At 28.5% G+C, this 22,215-nt stretch carries 13 protein-coding genes and 1 pseudogene; 4 read left to right on the forward strand and 10 right to left on the reverse strand.

Annotation, left to right across the window (positions count from 1 at the left end; translation table 4 throughout):
• Positions 1-279: 279 nt before the first annotated feature.
• A pseudogene (locus tag AC1RP9_RS03405) lies at positions 280-1,482 on the forward strand (DDE-type integrase/transposase/recombinase).
• Between the two features lie 57 nt (positions 1,483-1,539).
• Here AC1RP9_RS03405 and AC1RP9_RS03410 read toward each other — a convergent pair.
• Complete coding sequence (locus AC1RP9_RS03410) at positions 1,540-3,543, reverse strand: transglutaminase-like domain-containing protein (protein ID WP_481822178.1); 2,004 nt, start codon at positions 3,541-3,543, stop codon at positions 1,540-1,542.
• Positions 3,544-3,599: 56 nt separating this feature from the next.
• A complete protein-coding gene (locus AC1RP9_RS03415) occupies positions 3,600-6,605 on the reverse strand; it encodes a hypothetical protein (protein ID WP_481822180.1) in 3,006 nt (1,001 codons plus the stop codon).
• Between the two features lie 479 nt (positions 6,606-7,084).
• Between AC1RP9_RS03415 and AC1RP9_RS03420 the strand changes: the two genes are divergently transcribed.
• Positions 7,085-9,154 carry an alpha-amylase gene (locus tag AC1RP9_RS03420; RefSeq protein WP_481822182.1) on the forward strand — a complete coding sequence of 690 codons (2,070 nt, stop codon included), beginning with the start codon at positions 7,085-7,087 and terminating at the stop codon, positions 9,152-9,154.
• A 116-nt stretch (positions 9,155-9,270) separates the two neighbouring features.
• On the opposite strand, the gene AC1RP9_RS03425 is transcribed toward AC1RP9_RS03420, so the two are convergent.
• Positions 9,271-10,818 (reverse strand): amidohydrolase, encoded by a 1,548-nt coding sequence (locus AC1RP9_RS03425; RefSeq protein WP_481822184.1) that lies wholly within the window; start codon positions 10,816-10,818, stop codon positions 9,271-9,273.
• 145 nt (positions 10,819-10,963) lie between these two features.
• Here AC1RP9_RS03425 and AC1RP9_RS03430 point away from each other — a divergent pair, with 145 nt between their 5' ends.
• The gene (locus AC1RP9_RS03430; protein ID WP_481822186.1) at positions 10,964-11,407 is read left to right on the forward strand and encodes a hypothetical protein; all 444 of its coding nucleotides are present in this window, start codon (positions 10,964-10,966) and stop codon (positions 11,405-11,407) included.
• Positions 11,408-11,719: 312 nt separating this feature from the next.
• Positions 11,720-12,175, forward strand: a complete 456-nt coding sequence (locus tag AC1RP9_RS03435) for a hypothetical protein (protein ID WP_481822188.1) — start codon at positions 11,720-11,722, stop codon at positions 12,173-12,175.
• A gap of 95 nt (positions 12,176-12,270) precedes the next feature.
• Here AC1RP9_RS03435 and AC1RP9_RS03440 read toward each other — a convergent pair whose 3' ends face one another.
• From AC1RP9_RS03440 to AC1RP9_RS03470, 7 genes are all read right to left on the reverse strand, one after another.
• The gene (locus tag AC1RP9_RS03440) at positions 12,271-13,368 is read right to left on the reverse strand and encodes an NADH-dependent flavin oxidoreductase (protein ID WP_481822190.1); all 1,098 of its coding nucleotides are present in this window, start codon (positions 13,366-13,368) and stop codon (positions 12,271-12,273) included.
• A 216-nt stretch (positions 13,369-13,584) separates the two neighbouring features.
• The gene (locus AC1RP9_RS03445) at positions 13,585-14,202 is read right to left on the reverse strand and encodes a hypothetical protein (protein ID WP_481822192.1); all 618 of its coding nucleotides are present in this window, start codon (positions 14,200-14,202) and stop codon (positions 13,585-13,587) included.
• Positions 14,202-15,419, reverse strand: a complete 1,218-nt coding sequence (locus tag AC1RP9_RS03450) for an ABC transporter ATP-binding protein (RefSeq protein WP_481822194.1) — start codon at positions 15,417-15,419, stop codon at positions 14,202-14,204. Before AC1RP9_RS03450 ends, AC1RP9_RS03445 begins: the two co-directional genes overlap by 1 nt.
• 2 nt (positions 15,420-15,421) lie before the next feature.
• A complete protein-coding gene (locus AC1RP9_RS03455; RefSeq protein WP_481822196.1) occupies positions 15,422-16,369 on the reverse strand; it encodes a sugar ABC transporter permease in 948 nt (315 codons plus the stop codon).
• Positions 16,370-16,372: 3 nt separating this feature from the next.
• A complete protein-coding gene (locus AC1RP9_RS03460; RefSeq protein ID WP_481822198.1) occupies positions 16,373-19,333 on the reverse strand; it encodes an ABC transporter permease subunit in 2,961 nt (986 codons plus the stop codon).
• Positions 19,334-19,335: 2 nt separating this feature from the next.
• The gene (locus AC1RP9_RS03465; protein ID WP_481822200.1) at positions 19,336-19,479 is read right to left on the reverse strand and encodes a hypothetical protein; all 144 of its coding nucleotides are present in this window, start codon (positions 19,477-19,479) and stop codon (positions 19,336-19,338) included.
• Between the two features lie 334 nt (positions 19,480-19,813).
• Complete coding sequence (locus AC1RP9_RS03470) at positions 19,814-22,213, reverse strand: hypothetical protein (protein WP_481822202.1); 2,400 nt, start codon at positions 22,211-22,213, stop codon at positions 19,814-19,816.
• Positions 22,214-22,215 lie beyond the last annotated feature (2 nt).

Below are 22,215 nucleotides of genomic sequence, written 5' to 3' on the forward strand. Positions count from 1 at the left end.
TAAAGATTCTCACACAGATGAAGTTGTTAGAATATTCAAAGATAAAAACAAATCAACTAATGAAAGTTGAAAATTATATGAAGATTTAATTTTAATGATTCAAAATTTATAACTAATAGCAAATAAAAAACCGTTTATCCACATTTATTGGATATAAACGGTTTTTTAACTCCTGTAACTGGGAAACTCAGGAAAAACCAATACATTTTGTAAATGTAAACCTGGACACGCAAATTGGAGAGCGTGTCTTTTTAATTTATAATTAAAACGAGGTATATTATGAGTCAATTGAAACCTGAACAATGATTAAAGTGGTTTGAATATTATGAAAAGTATCAAAATAACGAAATATCAAAAAGTGAATTTAAGTTTATCTCTATAAAGGAATTTAATAAGAACTTTCAAGATGATCAGATAAGAAGATATTTCAATCATAAATACAATGATTTTTTAAAAACAATGATGTGATTTATAGTAAAACTGGTAAGTCACCCAAAAAGGTAAAGGTATTGGGAGACCAAAGAAAAACAAAAAATCGATTGAACCAAAGTTCCTATGGATCAGATAATTAAAATTCTTGAAATTTACGAAGAAACATTCGAGGAAAACAATATAAATGTTGACATTAGTAAAATAGAAAAGAAGGGAATTTGCAAAAAGCTTGCATTTAACCAATTTAGAATTAGTTCGTCAACTTATTATTATCAAATTAAGAATAAGCAAAAACCAATCAAGCACAACACAAAACAATTGCAAATAGAAGAAATTATTACTAAATCTTTCTTTGAAAACAAAGAAAATTATGGAAGAGAAAGATTATCTGTTTATATTAAAAGAAGATACAATATTTACATAGAACCCAGAAAAATCAGGCTGAATCATGAAAAAATTAACTCTTATTTGTCAAATTAGAAAAGCAAGAAGAAAACTAGAAATCAAAAATACAAACGTACAATATCCAGATTTAGTAAAAAGAGATTATAACGGTAAAAATGCAAATATAATAACTACTGATGTAACATATATCAAAGCACCAAATGACGTGAATGAAAATCACGTTTATTTATCTGTAGCTATTCATCATCGAACTAAAAAATTATCAATTGACAAATTGGTAAAACAAACGATGTTAACTTAGTATTGTCTCATATTAAAAACATTAAATTTAATGATAAATGAATCATCCATTCTGACCATGGGGTTCAATATTCTTCTAAACTCTTTGTTGATACAATTAAAGAAAATAACGGAATAATATCAATGGGTAGAGTCTGAAATTCATTAGACAACCGAGAGGTAGAATATTTCTTTTCAAACATTAAAAGCGAATGTTTGAATAAATTAAATTACAGCAAAATAAATTATCAAGAACTTAAAAATGAAATAGAAAATTACATCAATTGATACAACACTGAACGATATCAATCAATATTAAAATGAAAAACACCTCAAGAAGCTTGAGGTGAAACTATAAATATTTAAAAGATTCCAAAAAACTTGTCCAGGTTTATGTATTGGTTATAGGTTTTAATTAAAACTCTAAAGACTATCGGGTAAATCTTGATATTCGTACTCTTTGGGGTTTTGATAAAACATGATGGTGGTTTCGTAAGAACATATTTTAAGTCTAAAATGATTCATTCATTCGGAATTGCGTTCTAAGAATAAATCCACATCGTCTTTAAGTTCATATATTTGTTGTTTTTTAGTTGTAAAATCCGCTTTATCTCAATTAGTTAAATCAATCGCTTTTCATCTGCCGTCAATAAACACTTCGTTTCAAGCGTGCCCACCATCTGCCACTGTTGATAAAGAGTCCCCGAAGTATGCTCCATCCATAATTCTGACAGGAATGTTTAAAATGGTAAGTGCAGCAGCTAAGTTCATGCTATATCCAACACATTGAATTTCTGGGTCATTAGTGAAAATTTGAGTAGGATTATAAAATCCATATCCATTATAATTAAATTCTTTTTCAATAGGAGTTAAATAAGTTGTGTTTGTAGCAATATAATAAGCAATTGCTTTGATTTTGTTTTTAATATCTCAATTTTTATTAATAATATTTGGTAAAACATCTTTTCAATGATTAAATCATTTATTGTATTCTGGGGTTGGATCAATTCAAGAATGTTTTAATTCAATTTTATCAATCTCTTCGTTGGATAATTTAAGTGTATAATTAACTTTAATATTTCCGTCTTCTTTTGTAATATGTTTTGGGTTTATTTTTTCAGTTATTAATCTTCTATATGTTCCATTTGAAAATAAGTTAGGTTGTTTTCAAAGTAAATTATTATATGGATTATATGAATTAGTGGAAATATTTTGTTTTAAATATTTACCAAATTTGACGTAATCCATGCTTTGGACTGATTCATCAAAAAGAAAAGAATTTTTTTTATCTCCTATTTTGAAAGTATGTTCTACTAGTTTGACAACCCTTTTAAAAACATATTTTGTTTTTTTAAGTTTATTTATTTCGTTGACGATTTTGTCTTGGTGTCTTGATAATTCTAATGAGTTTTTATTGAAGAGTTCATAATGTTTATCTGGTAAAAAATCAATTTGTCTTTTAATATATTCACTCAGAACTTGGTTATCTTTAAATTCCGACTTAATTTGTAAAGCTTGAATATCTTGATCTTGAATTTTAGGCATTTTATCTTTATCATCAACAAAAATTCAGTTTCAACGTTGATAGTATTTCAATCAATCAGAAATATATTTGTTATCAATCTTTAAAAAATCAATATTTGCACTATAGTATTTGCTTGGGTCTAAAGAAAACTTGTTATTTTTATCAATTCCCCATTGGAAAAAAACTTTTTTTTCATTATTTTGATAATAATATAAGAGTTTTTTTAATCGTTCAAGGGGTTGTAAATAATAAGGATGCTTTTTATATAAAGTAATTTGTTGATTTAATTTATAAATATAAAAATCTTTCATTATACTTTCAAAATCATCAGAGGTGAATTCTAAATTAAAGTTCGTTTTTTCTTTAATAAGATTTGAATTATTTCTAAATATTCTAATTCATTCTTGCTTATCTTGTGGGCTAGAAATTAATTCGTTAGATTTCAAAAATTCATCTTTAAAGATTTTGTAATTTTTTAATAAAAGATTTGGGTTTATAACTTTGAATTTTCAAATATCAGAATCGCTTTTAACGTCAGTAGTACGAGAAAGTAAATTATTTAAATAATTTAAAAATTCTTGTGATAAGGGAATAGTTTTATCATCTAAAATAATATTTAATGTTTTTTTATATTCATTTAATTCGTTTAGTTGATGTTTAGTTAAGGGTCGCGATATTTGCTCAATAGGTTTTTTTGAGTTATTTGTAGGGGGTGTAGAAACTATTGGATTGAAAACAGGATTAGGCTTAGCATTATTGGGTGGTTTTTTTAAGAATTTAGTATTACAAGAAGTAATAAATATAGTACTTAAAATAGTCATTCCTGTTAAACTTAAAGGTGCAATTAAAACTAAAAATGGTTTAAATACATTATTAACTTTTAATAACAAATTTGACTTCATATTAAATTAAATTTGAATTTAATAAATGTCACATGAATTTGTGGTATTTATTAAAATTAATCAACTCAGTTGATTCCTATCACTGAATAGTGAGCAAGTAAATTGCCTTTTACTGGTATTGGATGAAATGTTTGTTTTATATCTAGATTTGGGTGACTCATTTGCAATGACCTAGCAATAACACTTGAAATTTCATAATCATCTCCTAATCGCTTTATAACTAAAAATTCTTCTATTAGAACTGGGTCTTGATCATTTTTGTTATACTTGAGTATTGCTTCTCGACTATCTAATGAAATGACCTGTTCGTCTTTATTTGGGTCTATTTGTATTGTCTTAAATAAAATTTCTTCGGGATCAGTTGGATAAATATAAGCGATTCGAATTTTTCTATTTTGTCGATGGTTTTGACGGTCTAATTTTATTCTATTAATAACCCCAACTTGATCTGGGTTTTTACCAGTTAATTGTTTAAAATATTTCCCAAATTCATCTATATTTTCATCCCCAAAGTAGCCTGTTAACAAAGGATTTACAAAGTCAGATATTTGCTCCAGATGGGTTGCATTTTGATATTCTTTTGAACTTTTAATTATATCTTTAAACTCATTTAATTTGTTTTTTGCTTGTTTTAATTCATATTGAGCTTGTTCTAGTTCTTCATGTAATTTAAGATTTTTGTTTTGTTCTTGTATTATTTTTTGACTATCGTAATCATCTAAATTTGATTCTAGTTGGTCAATTCTTTTTTGTTTTTCCTTATTGTCCTTAATCAAAGAAGTATTTTGTTTTTCCACATGATCAACAATCATTTTATTAAATTTAGTTATTTCACTCGTTAACTTATTAATTCGGTCAGTATATTCCTTGATATAGTTAATTTGCTCATTAATATTTTTAGGAGTTGATAAATCTTGTAAATTAAGCAATTTATCTAAATCACTAGTGTTAATTTGATAACTTTTAGCATGGTCTTTAACTTTAGTTGCTAGTGTTTTAAGACTTTGATATTGTCTAAGTAATGTATCAGTATTGGTAGTTAAAGCACTTGAAAAAGTTGCTTGTTTTGTTATTAAGTTATTAATGGTTGTTTCGAGCACTTGATTGTTATTTCTTAATGAATCAACAGTGCTATTTAATGATATTGTTCTTTGATTAAAATATTCTTGATAAGTACTGTTAAACAAATTGCTTAATTGAGTTAACATATCAATTAAATTTTTAATACTTTCTTGCATTTCTTGCAGCGAATAATTTTGGTCAAAACTTGGTACAGTTTGTGCTAGATTATTCTTTAATTCATTAACATTAGTATTATCATCGTTTACTTCATCAATAAAAGTTTGTGCTTTATTCTTGATGTTGTCATATAATTGTTTAACAGAATTATAAGTATCTTTGGCTTTAGTTTTATTATCTACAACTTTAACATTTAAGGTTTCGAGTTCATTTTGAGTTGTTTTTAGAGATTCTTGTGTTCTTTGTAGAGTTGCTTGGTTTTGGTTTAATTCATCTTGAACTGATTTTAAAGAATTGTTTGTGTTTTGTAATTCTTGTTGTTTTAAAGTTAGTTGAGATTGAACATTTTCTAATTGGGTTGTAGTGTCTGTTAATTGTGCTAATATGTTTTGATATTGTGCATTAAGAGGGTCAAGCACACTTGTTTTATACTCATTAATAACTTGTTGTGCTAATTCATGTGCTTGATTCGCTACAGGAGTAAATGTTTGAGCATAATTCTCTGCACTATATTTACCTTTAAGTTCAGTTAAAGTGTTGATTTGTGTCATTAAACGATTTGCTAAATTAGTTGTGTTTCCAAATTGTGAACTTCTAATTGTAGCTTCAATTGCACTTAATGAGTTGATTTGGTTTTCAAGTAAAAAATCTAGATTAGTCTTTAAATCAGTTTTAATTTGAGTAAGATTTTCTTTTAGTTTTGTATTTTGTTCATTTAAAGCATCTAATTGAGTTTGAGTATTTTTTATTTGTGATTTTAAATCGCTAATTTTCAATGCTTTATCTTGGATACCTTTTGTATATAAAGAAATGATTGAATCTTTAATACCTTCATATTCTTTAATAATTTTTCTAAAACTTGTATTGACTTGATCTAAATCATAACTTTGAACTTGTGAATAATCATTAGCTGCTTTTGCTTGTGCTAAAGAATTCTGAATTTGTCCAAAAAAGCCATTAAATAAAGTTTGTTTTTCATTTAAAAGTTTTAGTACTTTTTTGACTTTATTTTTGATTTTGTCATTTTCGGTTTTATTTACTTTCTCGAGATCGAAGTCATTAAAATATTTTAATGCTTTTTTAAATTGAGCAATTAATTTTAAATTAAATTTAAGATTTTTAGCTAGTTTTTCAGCAAATTCTTTAATTTTATTATCACGCTGTGCTATTTGTTTTTTAAGATTATCAATTTCTTGATTTTGTTGGTCAATTTGACTTATTATTAAATTAATGGTATTACTTAATTGATTCAAATAAGTATTTTGGACTTTTTGAATAGCTTTAAACGCTTGAATCATAGTATTATTATCATTAAAACTGGTTTTGTTTAATAATTCTATTATTGCTTTACCTTTATTTAGTGAATTAGTGATTCCTTGTTGGGTTTCTTGGTTTAAATTCTGATTATTTTTATCCAAAAGGTTTTTTAATGTTTGATTGAAAGTTGTGACTTTTTTAGTTAAATTATTCTTTCAAGATAAAAGTTGTTTTTCTAAGTTTTTATATCCATTCTTAGAAATATTTTGCTCATTTATATCAATAGCATTTAAATTTTTACTTGATAAATTGAGCTCTTGTAATTCTTGAACAAGAAACTGTAAGTGATTGGTCCTGCTTTTTAAATCTTTGACTTTTAAATTATCTACTTTATTTTGTGATTTATACTCTTGGTTCTGTAGATAGGATTGGTTGTTTGAATTTACAGGTAAACTACTTTGATGTTGATAAATAGTTTTTGCTGTTTGAAATGTAATTCCAATTGAAGTACCTAGTAACAAAAATGCACCAAGAGAAAATAAAGTTCTTTTTGTTTTAGTTTTCATATTTATCCTTAAAATGTTTAGTTTTTTTGGTTTGTTTTAGGTTTAAATTAATACAAAATTTATATTTTAAATTTGTATTAATAATTAAATAGATAGATATTAATAAAAACTAATTTAGCTTTTATTGATACCTTCTCTAATTGAGGTGCTTAAAATAATTAAAATATTAATTATGTCCACTTTTTAAGGAGGTAAAAATTTATCATAATTGATAAATATTTGCTTTTTTGAATTATTTCTCCTATTAATATTAATCTTTTGAAGGGAAATTTTAAATAAAATTCACTCTAAATTCTTATTGTTTTTCAGGAAAGAAACATGCAATAAACAAGAAGCGAAAACAACCTTTTTTCTCATACGTTTTGATTATAATTGAAACTTTAAAATACACAAAAAAATGGAAAAATTTTCCACAAAAAGCATGGAAACGTAAACATAAAAATTATCATTTTTTAAGGTTTTTGCAAGAACTTATATTTTTGCTTTTACTTGCATATTCAAGAATTAATCTTAATTCAGTAAGTAAAAAGAATACAATTTATATTGCTATGAATTTTAAAACATTATCTGATAATCAAATTAAACAATTTGATCAACAATTTGCTTATGATCACAATGATTTAGGTGTGGTCTTTTTAAATGAACAAATTCAAATCAAGTTATGACAACCACTAGCTAAAAATGTGGATATCTTAATTTTTAAAGACAGCAATTCAAACGAATGTATTCAATTACCAATGCATAAACAAGGTTCAGTTTGAACAATCTTACTTGATTCAAGTTTTGAATACACTTATTATCAATTTAAAATCACTCATCAGAATAATACTCAAACTTTTGTCCTTGATCCATATGCTAAATCAATGGCTCCTTTTAATCATTTTGAGCAAAAAGTTGGAAAAGGTTTTATTTTTGATTCAAACAAAGAAATTGTCAAACCAGCTCAATTAAAAAACAAAATCATTCACAATAATCAAGCAATTATTTACGAATTACACATTCGTGATTATACTAGTTTGCTCGAGCAAAATTTTTCAACTTCTAAAGGAACTTTTCAAGCAGCACTGCAAGCTAATATTTTTCAAAATCTCAATGAGCTTAATTTCACTCACGTACAATTACTTCCAATTCAAAGTACTTATATGGTTAATGAATTTGATCAAAGCATTATTCAACATGGTCAAGGACAAGGATGAAATACTAATTATAACTGGGGATATGATCCAAATAATTACTTCACTATAAACGGAATTTATTCATCCAATCCAAAAGATCCACTCGCAAGAATTAAAGAGTTTAGTGAATTTGTTAATCAATCTCATAAAAACGGAATTGGGATTATTTTAGATGTTGTTTTCAACCATTTATTCCATAATGATATTTTAAACAACATTCTTCCTGGTTATTATTTCCGAGAAAATGCTAAGGTTCATCCTGTAGATCAACCACCTCTGGCAACTCAAAGAACTATGACTCGTAAGTTAATGATTGATGTTTTAAAATACTTTGTCCAATATTTTGATGTTGATGGTTTTCGCTTTGATTTATCAAGTTTTTTTGATAAAGAAACTCATGAAGTAATTGCTCAAGAATTGCAAAAAATCAAGCCAAACATCATTTTACATGGTGAAGCTTGACCTTATTCAGATTTAGAATTTAAGAGCACTTATATCAAAGGTTATAATTCAAATAATTTTGAATTTGGATATTTTAATGATTCATTAAGAAATTCAATTACATGCTATGAAGGAGAAAAAGAGAAAAAAGGTTTAATTTTTCAAAATACCTATCAAGCATTTCAAGTCTATGTCTCTTCAATCCCTGGTAATATTAAAAATTATAATTGAGGAGATATTGAACACTCAACTTATTTTTATGATCTCTTTAATGAAAATACAACCACAAATTTAGCATATGTTGCCTGTCATGATGGTTTGACACTTTGAGATAAAATTGCTGTACATGCACAAACTAATGATTTTGTTAGCTTGCTTGAAATGTATCGAAAAGCTTTAATTATGCTTTATACAACCCAAGGAAGAAAACTAATTTTAGCTGGAACTGAACTACTTCATAGCAAACCATGTGATATCACTGGTGATGATCCACATAAATGTCTCCCCATGAACATTGATGATTTTTTAAACTTAAAACCCGATCAAAATTCTGTACATGAAAATTCATACAAAACTTCTGATTATGTTAATGGTTTAAAATGAAATAATTTAAATAATAAACAAATAAAAGAACATATTTATCAATTTATGAGCAATTTAAATGCTTTTAAATTGCAATATGATCACTTTAATTTAATTACTCCTGAACAAATAAATGAAAAATTATCATTTATTAAAGTTGATTATGAACAAAAACTCATAATCTATAAAGTGGTCCATAATAATGATGAAATTGTGGTTATACACAATTTTAGCGATAATTCGTATGAATTTGAACAATATAAATATTACCAAACATTATTTAGTTCGCTAATAAATTCTAGTACTAGTTACTTGCTTGCACCACATGAATCCAAGATTTTAAAAAGATAAGTTAAATAAAAAATTAAAACATAGCTGAGTTTGATTTGAATCCCAAAAGTTAGACAGTAAACACTAACTTAAAAGGTGTGTGCATATCAAAATTTTCTGCTATGTTTTGTATTCTCTTATTTTTCTTTGGTTCAAACAGCTTTTCCTCTAAACCAGGTTTGGAATGGTTTAATTGTTTTAAGCTTTTCAATATTGTTTTGATCAAAGATATCTTGTTCATAAATAACAAAATTAGCTAAATAATTCTCTTTAATTTGACCCATAATCTTTTCTGCGTTCATAAAGTAAGCTGAACCTTTGGTGTAAGCATCTATAGCCTCATAAATACTTATTCTTTCTTTTTTATTGGGATGATTAAGTGCTCCATAAACATTGTTTAATGGATCGAGCGGAAAGACTAAATGGTCAGTTGACATTCCAACACTAACTTTGTTTTTGATGCAAGTTTTAAACGGTAAAAGACTTTCTTCTAAATCACCAATTACTTTATTGCCAACAGAACACATTTCAAAACCAACAGGTATATTGCTTTTAGCTAAGCTCTTAATCAGATTAGAATCTAAATAAGAAGCATGAATAATTGCGTTTCTTGCATGATTACTTGGATCGACTTTTTGATAATTTTCTATCACTGAAGCAATCGCACGATTTCCGATTGCATGAGTAGTCACTGCAAAACCATATTGGTTCATTTCTTGCACATATTTGTCAAAATTGTTATCTTCTGTGTAAGCTTTTAAACTCTCTTGTTTAAATTTTTTTGCTAATCTGTAATCAAGTGAAGCTGTGCTCGAATAAATAGTTCCATCAGCAAAAACCTTAATGGCCGCTAATTTGTGATTATCCGGTAAAATAAATTGATCTTTTTTGCTAATAAAATCGTTTAATCAGTTCCTTTCAGTTAATCACAGTTGATGATAAACTTCTAAAGTTAATTCATTCTTGAGCATTTGAATTTGCTCAAGGCTACTTTGTCAATTTGAATTTCTTAAATCACAAGTATAAATCCCAGTTAATCCTAGCTCATTTGCATACTCAACGTACTCTTTAAGATAAGCAACTTCTTTTTCTATATCTGCTTGTGACATGAGACTATCAACTCTTCAAGTGATCATTTCACGAACAAAACCAGTTGGTCAACCTTGTTCATCAAGTTCAATAATTGAACCTAGATTTGTTGCGTTTTGCTTAAAAAGGTCAAATCTTTTTAAAGCTTTGGTGTTATAAACACCGGAATGATAATCATTTCTTCACAAAAATAAAGGAACTTTTTCGAGCATTTGATCTAAATCTGTTCGTTTTGGAATTCTTGCTTCTTGTAAGTTAGCTTCATTTAATCCATATCCAATTAAAACACTATTACTTTGAATATTGTGTTTCTTTTGATGTTGCTCTATTAATTTAGCAATATCAGAAAAATTTTTAGCTGATTCAATATTAAGATAATGGGCATATTTAGCTGAAAAAAAGAAGTGCACATGACTATCAATAAATCCAGGAATTACCGTTTTTCCTTTTAAATCAATAATTCGATCTGGTTGTTCATTAAGAATTTGTTCGTTTAAACCTACTTTTAAAAATTTATGCTCTTTAATTAAAAAAGATTGTGTAAATTTTGCGTTTGAAAGATATACTTTGCCATTTATAAAACCAATTGACTTCATACCAAAAATTATAATAAATTCTTTACTCCATTGATAAAAGTATAAATAAATACAGTTTGATAAATTAAGTAATTTTTTCCTTAATTTTAATAAAAAAATATAATAAATAAAAATAAGCAATCAGAAAACAAGAAGAAAGGTATGGATGAAAAAACTATTTAAGACATTAACTATTTTACCAATTGCAGCAATTCCTGCTGTTGTTGCTATGTCTTGTGAAACAAGAGAAGTAGAAACCGAATCAATAAAAGATCATGAAAAATCAAATCCAACCATAGGTGATTTAAAAGCATATCTTCAAGCATATATAAGAATAACTTCTGCAGTAGGTGATTTTAATTTTGATAAAAGAACGTTAGAAAGAGAAGATTCTTTTAAGAATTACTTTGAAAAAAATTTTGACGAACAATTGACATTAGCAAAAAATGAAAAGGATCTCAATAAACTAAAAGCTTTATTAGATGTTTTTACCTCATCAAAAATCCCTTCAAATGCTACTTCACTTACAAGAACAGTAATAGAAGCTTATTCAGGAGTAAAAATTAATTCAATTAAAAGTGAAATTTCAAAAATCGAAAGTCAAAAATAAAATTCAGTTGTAAGCAACTGAACTTTATTATCCCTAAAATGTCTTTTTAGTATTTATTGTTTCTTAATTTAAATCAACCTGGTATTTTTTAGATTTGCTATCACATTAAATCTGGTGTTTTTAATTCTTTAACACCTTCGTGAGAAAACAAGTGTGTCAAACTTTATATTTTAGAGTATAACAAGATTATTATAATTTGACCGAATTAAAAATCTTTAAATATAAAAATAAGCTTTTTTATAAATAATAATAATAATATAATTATCAAGATGTACAATAAACTATCAAAAATCTAGATGAAAGGTATAATATATGAAAAAACTATTTAAATGACTAACTATTTTACCAATTACAGCGATTCCTACTGTTGTTGCTATGTCTTGTGAAACAGAAAGCGACTCAATAAAAGATTACGAAAAACCAAACCCAACACCAAGCGATTTAAAGAGATACTTCCAAGCTTATGTAAGATTATCATCTAAATCTAATGGTCTTAATTCATTGTTTGATAAAGGAACAGCAGAAAGAGAACAATCTTTTGAAACTTATTTTAAAACAAATATTGATCAGTCAATTTCCTTGGCTGAAACCCAAAAAGATATTAATAAATTAAGATCTTTATTGGATGTTTTCACTTCAGTACAAATCCCTTCTAACGCTTCTTCTCTTGTAAAAGAATCATTAGAAGGATTAATAAACGGGAAAAAGTCTACAATCGAAGCTGCAATTGATAAAATTCGAACCGCTAATAATAATAGTGGGCAATAATTAAAATGTTCAGAAAATAGATTTAAATGTTTTTGTATTTCAGTTGCCGACAACTGAAATTTATTTTCGCTCAAAATTAGCATTTTTGGTTTTTGTTAATCTTTAATTTTAAATCAGCCTGGTGTTTTTTGAATTTTTTCTCACATTAAATCTGGTAGTTTTAATTCCTTAACTTTTTTACGAGAAAGAAAATGTTCAATTTGTTCTTCATTACCTGAAAGAGTTTTTATAATCCAATCTGGATCGGTAATTAAAACTTGTCCTAAAGCAACCAAATCAGCTCCTAATTTTAAGACTTGCATTGCTTGATCTGGTGTTTGAATTTGTCCAGCACTAATTAATGTTGCACGTTTATTAATTTGTTGAGCAAATAATTGAACATAAGCTTGTTCATATCCTTGAGGTTTTGATTGATATGCTTGAAAAAGTGATATATGAATATAATCAACTCCTAAGTTAACTAATTTTTCGGTAAGTTGTAAAGTATCAGTAACTTTTAAACCATTTTCAATTTGTTCATCTGGAGAAATCCGGTATCCGATAATAAAGTCTTTTTTATTTTCTTGCTCAACTACCTTTTTAACTTGTTTTACAATCTCTAAAGCAAAACGCATACGATTTTGTAAGCTACCGCCTCATTGATCGTTTCGTTTGTTAAAATAAGGTGATAAAAAGTTTTGAATTAAAAATCCATGAGCTCCATGTATTTCAATTCCATCAAAACCGGCTTGAATAGCTCTTTTAGTTGTGTGTCCAAAATCTTGGATTATTTGTTGAATTTCTAACTCACTTAATTCTCTAACTTTTACCTTGCTATTCGCTACTCCTACATTACTTGCAGAAACAATATCCTGAACTTGTTCAGGATCAGCTTTATTTCCTGCGTGGAAAATTTGTAAAATTGCTTTTGCTCCACCTGCTTTAGTGACTTGAGCTAATTTGCTTAAACTAGGAATGAATTTATCATCATATCCGGCAAATTGATTGCTAAATCCAATTCCATTTTCCGAAACAAATGTACACCCAGTGATTAATAATCCAATTTGGTTATTTCTATGTTTGTAGTATTCTAACTCTTGATCAGAAATAGTTAAATCTTCATTTGAAGCATAAGTAGTCATAGGTGCCATTGCAATTCTGTTTTTAATAATATGTTTATTAACTAAATTAATTTGAGAAAAAAGTTCCTTCATCTTACTCCTTATTTTGTGTGTTTTAGTTAAAAATTATATAAAAAGTTTATTAAACCTAAAAGTATAAAATTCCTAGGTTTGATAACTGCTTTGCTTAAATAAATAAATTATACTGGATTATAATTCAGTTCATTTTAACCGAATTAAATGTAACTAAATTACTATTATTTAAAAAACGGACAAAGTTATATTTGTCCGTTTTTGCTCGTTTTGGGTTTATGCAATTGGTTTGAATTTGCGTTTTAAAATAATATCTTTGCTTAAAAATCCATATTTTAAGCGTGAATTAATTAAAATAATCATTAACGCAAAAGAAATAAACATTGAAGCTCATGCAAGTGAATAATTAATTCGGTCACTAGATTGAGTAATATTAACATTCTTTCCGCTAATATTAACTGTTCGAGCAATGGTAAGCTCAATTGGTTGAAGAGCAACAATAAAGAAGATTGACACAAATGCAATGAGTGCAAATCAAACGTTATATTTAATGATTTTATTCCCGTTAAATTTGTTACTAAATAATCCGTATAATGAAAGACTTGATAAGAACACACTGATTAAAAGAGAACTAATAGAAATTGAAACTAATACTAAAAAGACGGTTTTAAGTTGAAAACTAGTTGAACGTTGATTTAAAATTGCAACAAATTCGGCTTGACTTTTATCATTGAGTTCATCTTTTAATCGCTCAGTTAATCATTCTCGATCAAATGCAATCCGACCATAAAATTTACTAATTAACAATCCAAGTAAAATCAGAACAACTAAACCAAAAATAAGTGAAATTAGCACTAAAATTTTTCGTTGTTGATAGTTAACAAATCACTTCATTAGTTAATTCTTTTCTGAGTAACTTTATCAAAAATATGGACACGAGAATTATCAAATTTGAGTTGGATTTTTTGATAAAGTTCATACTCTTCGTTGTTTGGTGCAGTAATAATAAACTCTAGTGTTTCATTAATTTTAGCTAAAATTAATTGATCTTTACCAATTAGCTCAATGTTAAAAACAATTGCTTGAGTGCTATTGTGCTCATGGATTGACGAAATTTTAATATCTTCACTTCTAAATCCGACCACAAGTTCTTGGTCAGGGTGCAGTAATGAAGCAGTTTGAGGATTAATTTCAATGCTTAAACTTTTATCACTTGAAACTAGTTTACCATTTTCAAAAGTAGCATCAAATGTGTTCATAGTTGGTGAACCGATAAATTTAGCTACGAATAAATTAGCTGGTTTAAAGTAAAGTTCTCTTCCGTTTCCGCTTTGTTGAATTGAACCATCGTTAAAGACAACAATTTGATCACCCATAGTCATAGCTTCAAGTTGATCGTGAGTAACGTAAATACTAGTGGTTTTGAGCAATCTATGAATAGAAACAATTTCTCTCCGCATGCTTTCACGTAATTTAGCATCAAGGTTTGAAAGTGGTTCGTCCATTAAAAAGACCAAAGGTTTCCGCGAAATTGCCCGACCAATAGCTACCCTTTGTCTTTGACCTCCAGATAGGTCTCTTGGTTTACGATATAAATAATCTTCAATTTTGAGAATTTTAGCAACATCTTTTACCCGACGATCGATGATATCTTTCCGTTCTTTAGCAATTCTAAGCCCAAATGAAATGTTGTTATACACGTTCATATGTGGATAAAGAGCATACGATTGGAATACCATAGCAATATTACGTTCATTAGGAAGTAAGTTATTATATCTTTTATTATTGAATAATAAATCTCCTGAAGTAATTGAGTTAAGTCCGGCAATCATTCTTAATAAGGTAGTTTTTCCACATCCACTTGGACCAAGAAAAATACAAAATGAACCTGGTTTAATTTCTAAATTAATGTCCTTAAGGGTGTATTTTTCGTTTCCTTCATATTTTTTCGACAAATTCACTAGCTTAATATGAGCACCATTGTTAGTGTTGGTAATTTCACCTAATTGAGTGATCATTTTATCAAGATCAATTGTTTCAAAGTTATATTCTGGATCAATATGTTCATTTGGTTGAGATACGTGCGATTTTTTAAAAATATTTTTAATCATAATTATCCTTTAACAGCTCCTTCTGAAAGTCCTCCAACAATGAATTTTTGCAAGTACATAAATAGTGCAAACGCTGGAATTGACGCAAGGAGTGAACCAGCTAAATAAGCTCCAAAGTTAACGTGTTTTGGTTCAGTTTCAATCAGAGTGAGCAATCCAACAGCTAGTGTTTTAGTTTCATTTTCAAAAAGAACAAATCTTGGTAAGATAACGTCAGTAAACGGAATTAAGAACGATCATAATGCCACCATAATTAGTGAAGGTCTAATTACTGGAAGTAAAATTTTAAAGAACAATCCTCAATTTGTACATCCATCCACTTTTCCTGAATCATCTAATTCAGATGAAACTGTGTCTAAATAACTTTTAAGCATAAAAGTGTTGGATGAAATCGCTCCACCTGTGTAAATAACAATGAGCATGTACACAGGATTAACTCCAAGTGCAGTTCCCATTTTAACAATTATAAATAAGGTAATTAGCGATGAGGTTGCTGGAATCATTTGTAAGAGCATAATAATTGCCAGTGAATATTTAGAACCAGCAAACTTAAAGCGTGAATATGCGTATGCATTTAATGCTACTCCGGATGTTGCAAAAATCATAGTTAATCCAGCGATTAAAAGAGTGTTTTTATATCATGTTCCAAACAAGCTTCGTGGTGAAGTGAATAAGTAGTTAAAATTATCAAGCCCAAACTTAAATGGAACAATAGCAATAATCCTTGGGTTGTTAACGTTAAACGATGCGGTAATGAGCGAAAATACTGGAAATAAGATAATAATTGCTCAAAAAATAAGTACTAAATAGTTAATAAATAAGAACAAGATTTCCATTGGAGTTGGTGCTTTAGTATCTGATTCATTGAAATTAATTCTTTTTAATGGTTTCTTACGTGGAGTAGTATTAATGCTGGTATGAATTGGTTTAAAAAATCTTGATTCAGTCATTGCTTAATCTCTCCTTGTAATTGTTCGAATAAATCCTCTTGCTGAGACAGCAATAGTCATCAATGAAGCAAGAGTAGTAAGAGCAGCGGCAAACGCTTGATCACTTTCAATTTTAATAGCTCCTTGAGCAATTTTAAATACTCAAGAAATAATAATGTCAGTGGTTCCTTCTTTAAATACAGTTGCATCTAAGTATTCTGGACCACCACCAGTGAACAAGCTGATTGTTGTAAAGTTGTTAAATGCACCAACAAATTGTCCAATTAACATTGGTGCAATCATTGCCAGTAATTGCGGAATGGTTAAGAATCAGAACAAGTGTCGACCTTTGGCTCCATCAATTGAACCAGCTTCATAAATATCTTTTGGTATTGATTGTAAATTACCAGTTACTAGCATAAAGATTCATGCATATGAAATTCATGTTTGAATAAGAATTACCAACACTCTAACTCTGAGCACATTGTCAAATAATCAATTGATTGGTCGCTCGATTAGACCGAGTTTTAGGAATATAGCGTTGAAATATCCTGTATCCCCACCGGCAAATGAGTTTTTAAAGAAGGTTACAGTAATAAAGACTGGAATAGCTCAAGGAATAATGTAAATTAAACGGAAAATCTTTTTCCCTTTAAGACGGTTGTTGTTGACTAAAATAGCAATTGCAATTCCTAATACTACCGGTAATAGTGTTGAAAAGATACTTCACACTATAGTTCATGAAATAACTCTATAAAGTGAGGTAATGAGACGGTTCTCTCTAAAAATTCATCATAATCCTCATTGTTTCAATCCAACTCATGACACTTTTTGGGTTACTGGATCATGTAAGAATCCAAAGTCAGTAAAGGAAATTAAAATAGAAGTAATAACAGGGGTTGCAACCACAAAAAGCATCAGCACTCATCCAAATAATGAGATCATTCAAGGGAAACCGCTAGTGTTAAGTCAGCGTTTAGTTGATGATCATTTACTTGGTCTGAGTCCGTGTTGAAGTGCAATAGCTACTCTCCGTGCTCCAATTGCTGAAATGGTAAAATAAATCAGCGTAAACACGAGCAGAATAATTGACACTACACCACCAAAAAGGTAGTAACGAGCATCAGGTAAGATTCCTAATTCTACGTTTCGAATATTAGCTCCTAAATCAATTAGTCCAAGGACTCCACCAATTTTATCTCAGTATGCTCCAAATGAAAAAGGGATAAATCCTGCGTAAAATAGCACTGAAAAGGCGAGCATAATTGCACCTTTGGCATATTGCTTAAATCAGATTAACTCTGACAATCCAGGGAGAATAAATCCAACAATTGAAGCTCAAATACTAATGTGCTTAATGCATTCGGTTGGAATTGATTTTTGAGCTTCGTTGATTTTGCTTTCAAAGATCTTTTTATCAATCTTCATTTCAGCTTTACGTCTGAAATAAAGGGTTCATAAAGTGTTTTTAATCCGTGACACTTCATTGTTTAATTTAGTCTGGTTAATTGCTTCTTTATAATTAATTTTAGCTTCAATTTTCAAGTTTTTATATGCTTGTTTGGAAATTGCTTTAGTTGCAAGCTTTTCTTTAATTACTTTTAAAGCATTTTTATAATCTACTTTCGCTTGAGTGATTTGCTTTTTAAGTTTTTCATGCTCTTGAGCTTGTAAATTATTTGCTTTCATGACTGCTTTTTGACCAGCGGCTTGACACTCTTCCAGTAAAAATTCAAGTCGAGTTTTGTTTAAATCACTTGAGAGTGTTTGATAAGCATTTCCTGATTCAATATCAAACAGACCATTATATGTGTGTTTTTTTAACAATTCACCTTTTTTAATTAAGAATTGTCCTTTGTAAAAGTATTTGATAATGTTTTTAGTATATCCCTTGTTAATAAATCCTCTTACTTTTGATTCAATCACACCGAAAATAATGTTTTGTTCATTAGTAAATTGTTCTTTATATGAATCTAGGTTTTGTTCATTGAGTTGAGAAAGATCTAAAATGGTTTTGGTTAGATAAATGATATCTTTTTGCTGAGAATCAGCAAGAAAGCGTTCCATTTTAGCAAGCTCTTGTTGGTATTGAGCTTTGAGTTGAGCAATTTGCTCACTAGCGGTTTGTTTGTGTTCTTGCATTAAAGCAATGTTGTGCTGTTCTTGGTCAATAATTTGACTTTTATGTTCATTTATCGCTTGATTGAATTGTTCTTTCTTTGCTAAAATTGCTTGTCGATTAAGTTCAAATTTTTCATTATACTCATATTCAGCTTGTAAAATTCTCTTTTTATAGTCAAGCTTAATATTGTATCTTTGAGCTTTATATTCTTTTTTCAGAGCATCTTGTTGATTTAAAAATTCTCTGTAATATTTTCTTTTTTGTTTTTGAAGAAATTCCCGTTTCTCGCTAATATGTTCAGCAAATAAACGAGCTACAATATCAGATTTATTACGAGTAGAAAGATTAAAGTATTTTTGTTCTTTAATTTTAAGAGTTCGTTTGAATAAGCGATATTTCTCAAAAAGCTTTTCTTCTTCAATTTTGGTGTCTGCTTGTAGTTGTTTTAATAATTGCTCTTTAACTTGTGGACTATCATCAGTATCTTTAAGTGATTTTTGGAAATCCTTAACATACGCTTTGAGTTCTTTTTTCTTGTCAATAATTTTGTTAAGTTCAAACTTAACAAAATCTTGATATGTATCAGTAAAGTTTAAGTTTTTATATGATTCTTTTAAAACTTTAACTTTATTAATATAAGCAACTCGATGGCTGGATAATTCGCGTTTTAAGTTGGTTTCAAGTTTTGAGCGAGCACGTAAAAATAAATCTCGTTCCACTTTTTGTTGAAACTTAAGTGAGCTGAACATGCGTTGAATTTTCACTTTAGCAATATGCTTATACGCTTTGAGCGTTTGTCCACTTTGTGGGACAATTGGATCAAATTCTTTGTTATACCAGTTATATAGTTTTAATTGTTCCAAGCTTACCTCCTTTTATGTTTAATGTTTTGAATCATTTCATAACGAGCAACTTTTCGTTTAATGATTAATTTAATGGTGTATCACAGCATAAAAATGCTGAGTAATATCGCAAAAATTGAGCTAAAGCTTCCAAAAATCTTTTGCATGGTGTTTAATTTATCAAAATTACTCAGAAACGGTACAAAGGCCATCCCAATAAAAATTACGGTCCAAAATATAAAAAAGATATAGCCTGCTTTGATTTTATGTCTTAGAAAATAAGAATAAACACAAAAGAAGACTATAACTAAGGAATTGGTAATGTAAGACAATAACTTAGCGACTTTTATATTATCTACTTCACTTGCAGGAAGTTTGCTCAAATCATTATTAACAAAGGTTGATAAAAGTCAAAACATCAAGGAAATTGTGATGATTGCACAAAATGATAACAGAATATAAAAGTCTCTTTTTTCTAAATGTAATTTTAGTTTTAGATTATTATTTCTTATCAAATTTTATAAATGTAGAGCTACCTGGTTGGTTATTGATTGTTTTTGTAGTTTCGTCGTATCTTTCGGTTAATTTTTCCATAATTTTAGTTTGGAATCATGCAAGGTCTTTGGTGGTGTTTTCTTTAGCTATATTTTGCAAGAATTGTACATTTCCAAATGTTTGATCATTTCAATTAGGTCATAAACTAGCTGTTAAAATTGGGTTAGAATGATCAATCCGATTAGGTTGGAATTTAATTTCTCCAACTCCACCATCTTTAATTGATTTATGTGAAGTAAGCACACCTAAAATCTTGTCAAAACTTAAAGTTTTAAGGAAGTTATTCACTTCAGTTTGAATTTGAGCAACTGTTGCTCCATTAGGAAGAGTTTTTTCTTTTTCTTTAACTTGTTCACTAACAAATTTTTGTCATATCGCTTGGTTTACAAATTCGTTAAAGTACAATCTAGCTGCTTGCTTGATAACATCGTCACTAGCAGGAGTGATAGCTACTTCTTTAATAAATTTAAGAGCATTGTCTTCAACTTCTTTGTATAAAGTTTCTAATGAATTATTTGCTAAGGCTGAAATAACTTTGTTTACCACATCCACTTTTTCATCATTATTATCCCCATTAGCTCCAAAAATAAGTTTTTCAATTTTTCTAAGGTGTCATCCATCGCCATCTTTTAAATCAGCTTTTTGTTCAAATTGTTCTGGTTTGATAATGCCATCTTTAATTAATCAAGGTTTTTCTTGGAATGAGAATTGACTGAGTTTTTTACTAAACATAGCTGCTAAAGCATTTCTTAAAGCTACTTCATCTTTAAGACTTGTTTTAAGAGTTTCTAATGATTCAGGAGTAAAATCAGCAAATGTTTTAATAGCACCTTTTTCGCCAGTGAAAAATTCACCTTTAAGCACGTTCGAAGCATGAAGCGGTTCGTCTTGGGTTGGAGTTTCTCATTGATAGAATGGGGTTTTGTTTGCACTATTAGCTAATTCAAGAATTGGTGCAAAAACTTTCATTAATTCATCGTGTGATTTGTATCCTAATCTTGTATAAAAATCTTTATAGTGTTTTGAAGTTGATTCGGTATTCTCTTTAACTTTATTTTTAATATCGTCTTGAGATTTAATAGTAAATTGTACCTTAGAATCGGCCTTAAAGTATTCAAAGTTAGGTTCGGGTGATAGAGCGATTTTAATAATTTGAGAAATAGCTTTTTTTCTTCCTTGTGAAGAATTGCTATTTCTTTGGTTAACCAAAAAGCTTCAAGCACCTAAGGCTTGTCTGTATTCCTCTCCATCAACTGTATTGATTACATTAAAGAAACTTTGAGTTTCGGCTGAATTTTGAGAATTTTGTAAATCTCAAGTACCAATGATTGCATATTCAAGTTTTCTTTGTTTCATTAACTCAAAGATTTTGTTTTGAACTTGATCCATTTGATTGGTTAGAACAGCTTTAAGATCATCTTGTGAAATACCTCTTTTGAACCAGTTAGTTTGCTTATATTCAGCTTCATTTAATAAATAAGCACCTTGATAAACTGGGAAGTAAAGTCTTGTCGCTACATCTACTGCTTGTTTAAAATATTTATAAAATTTGTTTTCTGGAATATTTTGATATCCAGATAAAATCTTAGCATTCTCTGGATAAAGTATTTTATCCATTAAATCTACTTTTTCATTTTTAAGTTCGGGTATTTCTTCTTGTAGTTTGTTGAATACCCCACCTAAAATTCCGTTTCCATACCAAAAGTCTTGTAAACGAATAATTGCTTTTCCTTCTTTTACAAGTTCTTCTAAGCTATCAGAATTTGGATTATTAAGTTCTCTTATAGCTTCTTGTTCAGGTTTAGTTGAAGCTAAAATAATTCCTTCAGTATTGTGTCTAATCCCAAACAGTTTTGAGGTAATTTCAGGATTATTTTCCGGTCCAACAAGTCCAGTTACACTACCAAATTTAAGCATATCTGCTTTTTCTTCTTCAGTTGCTCCAAGCTCTTGTGTAACTTCTTCAAAAAGTTTTGGATCAAATTTATTAAGATCAACAACTGAGTTGCTAACTGCTAAATCAGTAACTCTATCATGAGGTGAGTAAAAAATGTCAGGAACTTGCTCATCAGTAATTCCTGTTGTGGTATTCAAAGCATCGAAAACACTTTTCTTTATGGTTTTAATTCGATAACCATCTGTGTAACTTTGGGTTTTATTAAATAGTTCAATAACTTTCTTGTAGAAACTTTCTTGTGCTCCATCTACAGCGACAATAATTTCCTTGCTGTCATTTACTCTTGCGTTTGTTGATTGACCGTATCCTGTTGAACACCCTATAGCAAGCGATCCAATACTAAGTGAACCTACTAACAAACTTGATTTAAATAATTTCTTTTTGAACATTC

It is taken from the genome of Mycoplasma sp. 3686h, from assembly GCF_056781225.1.